This is a genomic window from Microcystis sp. M49636_WE2, assembly GCF_030065375.1.
In the GTDB taxonomy this organism is placed as follows: Bacteria; Cyanobacteriota; Cyanobacteriia; order Cyanobacteriales; family Microcystaceae; genus Microcystis; species Microcystis aeruginosa_C.
Window position 1 is genome coordinate 1 of sequence record NZ_JASJFG010000858.1, and the last position, 3,821, is coordinate 3,821.

The window sequence follows — 3,821 nt, forward strand, 5'->3', positions numbered from 1 at the left end:
ATAAAATTTTCCCAAGCTCTCAGATGAGTCCTGAATGGTTAGCCTATAGTAAAGACAGCCCCCTGAGTTGATAACAAAACCCATGCAGAAATTGGTGGAAGTTTTAGCTGATAAACAAGCTCTGATCGCAAAATCTCTGGCGCTGGTTCTCGAAAAAATCACAACCAGCCTCGACCAACAGGACTATTTTACCATCGCTCTGTCCGGCGGTAGTACTCCGAAACCTCTCTACGAAGCCTTATCCTCTCAACCCCTCGATTGGTCAAAAATTCACGTTTTCTGGGGAGATGAACGCTACGTTAGTCCCGATCATCCTGACAGTAATCAACGCATGGCCCGATTAGCATGGCTCGATCGCATACCGATCCCGGCCGCTAATATTCATCCTATGCCCACGGATGACCCCGATCCCCAGCTGGCCGCCCAAAAATACGATGATCATCTCCGCCAATGGTTTGGGGTCAATTCTCCCGATTTTCCCGTTTTTGACCTGATTTTATTGGGAATGGGCGATGATGGTCACACCGCCTCTCTCTTTCCCCACACGGCAGCTTTAACGGTGAGCGATCGCTGTATCACCGTCGGCGAGAAAGACGGCAATCCCCGCTTAACTTTTACCGTTCCCCTGATCAATCAGGCCCGTTGTGTGATCTTTATCGCTGCCGGCGAAAGTAAACGCCCCGCTTTACATGAGATTTTCTCTGCCTATGGTGACTCTTTCTCCTATCCTTCCCGTCTCATCCACCCCCCGGCCGGGGAATTATATTGGTTACTCGATGCGGCGGCCGGTTCCTCGTTTGTCTAGAGAATAGGGGGAATTGGGGAATAGGGGTAATGGGGAATTTCAACTAAAACCCTAACACCCCAAAACCCTAACACCCTAACACCCAACCCCTGATCTGCTTTTTTACTTTTTCCTTTTTACTTTTTCCTTAAAAATGATCGTTTGTCCTAATTGCGAACATATTAACCCCGATGAGGCCAGTCAATGCGAGGCCTGTTATACCCCCTTACCGAGGATGTCTTCCTGTCCTAGTTGTGGGGCAACCATCCAAACTGATGCCACCTTTTGCGGTCAGTGTGGCTACAATTTACAGCCTAATTCTGCCCCCATGGTGGCAGCCGAGGCCGAATCGGAATCGGAACCTGAACCCGTCTCACCAGTCTCGACACCCACTGTCGCCTCGATCGCACCTCCTCCTGTTGCTCCTCCACCGGTTCCGGCTGCCACCCGCTTACAGACGGAAATAGCTAGTCTGCAGCACCTGCAAACCGATAGCAAAATTGAATTACCCCTACATCTATCGGTAATTCATGTCGGCAAACCTAACGATCGCATTCCCCCCGATATCGATGTTTCCGGTTTTCCCGATTCTGATATCGTCTCCCGGGTTCATGCCGATATCCGCGTCGAAGGGGGCATCTATTACCTCGAAGACAGCGGCAGCGCTAACGGAACCTACGTTAATCACACTCCCCTACCCCCCGGCAATCGTCATCGTCTCCGGGCTGGCGATCGCATTTCCCTCGGTAAAGGCGACAAAATGACTTTTATTTGGCAAATGTCTTAAAAGGAGACAGGTTTTAGGGTTTTAGGGTTTTAGGGTTTTAGTTGAATTCCCCCACTACCCCACTTCCCACTTCCCACTCCCCACTCCCCAATTCATAATTCATAATTCATAATTCATAATTCATAATTCCCACTTCCCCACTGAAAATTATGCGTACAAATTGGCGACTCGGCTCTTTATTGGGCATTCCTCTCTATATTGATTCCTCGTGGTTTTTGATTCTGGCTTTTGTCACCCTGATCAATGCCACCGATGCAGAAATTCAGTCTCTGGCCGCCCAGAGTTTCGGTTTAGCGTGGTTACTTGGTTTAATCATGGCTTTATTGCTGTTTATCTCGGTTTTACTCCACGAATTAGGTCATAGTTTAATGGCTCGTTGCCAAGGCATCGAGGTCAATTCCATTACCCTGTTTCTCTTTGGAGGTATGGCCTCGATCGATCGAGAATCTCGGACTCCTCCAGAGGCCCTGCAAGTAGCGATCGCTGGACCCCTCGTCAGTTTTCTCCTGTTTTGTCTCCTATCCCTAGCCAGTCACTTACCCTATTTAAACGCCAATTTAACCTATATATGCGGGCATTTAGCGATAATTAACCTGTTTTTGGCTCTATTTAATCTTATCCCCGGTTTACCCCTCGATGGGGGTCAAATTTTCAAAGCAATGGTCTGGCAAGCGACCGGCGATCGCTGGAAGGGTTTACATTGGGCTGCGATCAGTGGTCAATTCATCGGTTGGTTGGGGATTATTTTAGGGATTTTCTTGGTTCTCTTGACGGCAGATGTGGGGGGTGCCTGGTTAGGATTAATGGGCTGGTTTATCCTCAGAAATGCCAGCGCCTACGATAATTTGACTAATTTACAGGAAAGTCTCCTCAATTTTACAGCGGGAGAGGTGATGAGCAGAAATTTGCGGGTTTTAAACGCCCATCAAACCCTACAGGAATTCGCCCAAGAATACGTTTTAGACCGAGCGGCTGCCAATACTGCTTATTTTGCCGCTTCCGAGGGACGTTATCGGGGATTAATTCGGGTGGAAGATTTACAGGCGATCGAGCGGAGTTTCTGGTCAGAAAAACACCTGCTTGATATTGCCCATCCCCTCACGGAAATTCCCAGTGTTGAGGAAAAAACCCCCTTAGTGACAGTGGTGCAAAAATTGGAAACCATCCCGGACCGAATGATCACGGTGTTAACACCAGCCTCCGCCTTAGCGGGAGTGATCGATCGCGGCGATATCCTCAAGGCAATTGCGATTAAATACCAAATTCCCCTAGAGGAAACGGATATTGAACGCGCTCGCGAGGGAGTTTATCCCAGTTATTTGCCCTTGAATGTCATTGCTGCCGCTCTCGACAAAAGCGAACCGCCAAAAATCGGCGAACCGTCCTTAATGTCCTGACCTAGAGAGGATGGACGGTAATAATCTTGAATATGGCTAATCCGAAAATTTCCTCGCTGGTTAGTCTGCCACAATTTCCCCGTTTCCACATCTAAACAACTTAACCAGCCTTGGCCGTAGGCCCAAGTATCAATACAAATGGCATGGCCGAGATTAATCGGTTTCCCGCTTTTTTGGCTGGTATGGCCGCAAATCATGGTTTTTCCCGAACTATGGGCGGCGGGATATTGAAATTTCTCCCAAAAGAGTTTGTATTCTGGTTGTCTGGCTAGGGGTAGATTGGGATCGAGACCAGCGTGAACAAATAAATGATTTGCAGTTTCGTAGCTATTTATACAGACTTTTCCTAAAAAATCCCAGTGAGATTCGGGAATTTTAATCAGTTGGCCTTCGCTATAGGATTTTAGAGTAGCTTTACCGCCTTTTTCTAACCAGAGACGCTGTTTGAGGGGGTTGTTACGGGCTTGCAGCATGATAATCTCGTGATTACCCTTGAGGGGAATCAAATTTCCCTGTTTGTGTAGGGAAATCAGGCGATCGATCACCCCTTTCGAGTCTCTGCCCTTATTAACGTAATCACCGAGGGTGATTAAAGTATCTTGCGGTTTGGGATTGACGATCTCTAGCAAGTGATCTAGAGCTTTCGAGCAACCATGAATATCGCCGATCGCTAAGGTTCGCATGAGGATTTGGTAGGGGATTAGGGCATAGGTAGGGTTTGCGGCAAAAAGTTTTTCGTGGGGGCAGGGTGTGGGGTGTGGGGTGTAGGGTGTAGGGTTTTACCGATTTTGAGGTGGTCAGTTACCTAATTTTCAGGGAAAAAGTCCAGGAATTTTACCCCCGATCCCTCCAA

The 3,821-nt window shown here is 48.1% G+C and carries 4 protein-coding genes; 3 read left to right on the forward strand and 1 reads right to left on the reverse strand.

The window, feature by feature from the left end; translation table 11 throughout:
• Positions 1–82: 82 nt before the first annotated feature.
• The 3 genes from pgl to PX484_RS19620 all read left to right on the forward strand — a co-directional run bounded on the left by pgl (position 83) and on the right by PX484_RS19620 (position 2,968).
• Positions 83–805, forward strand: coding sequence for a 6-phosphogluconolactonase (gene pgl / locus PX484_RS19610; RefSeq protein WP_002801967.1), 723 nt, complete (start codon positions 83–85; stop codon positions 803–805).
• 133 nt (positions 806–938) lie between these two features.
• Positions 939–1,571, forward strand: coding sequence for a double zinc ribbon and FHA domain-containing protein (locus PX484_RS19615; RefSeq protein WP_287766882.1), 633 nt, complete (start codon positions 939–941; stop codon positions 1,569–1,571).
• A 149-nt stretch (positions 1,572–1,720) separates the two neighbouring features.
• Positions 1,721–2,968, forward strand: coding sequence for a site-2 protease family protein (locus PX484_RS19620; RefSeq protein ID WP_288105201.1), 1,248 nt, complete (start codon positions 1,721–1,723; stop codon positions 2,966–2,968).
• On the opposite strand, the gene PX484_RS19625 is transcribed toward PX484_RS19620, so the two are convergent.
• Positions 2,887–3,651: a metallophosphoesterase family protein gene (locus PX484_RS19625; RefSeq protein ID WP_002801964.1), complete on the reverse strand. Its 765-nt coding sequence runs from the start codon at positions 3,649–3,651 to the stop codon at positions 2,887–2,889. The two genes, PX484_RS19620 and PX484_RS19625, sit on opposite strands and share 82 nt — an antisense overlap.
• Between the last annotated feature and the right edge of the window lie 170 nt (positions 3,652–3,821).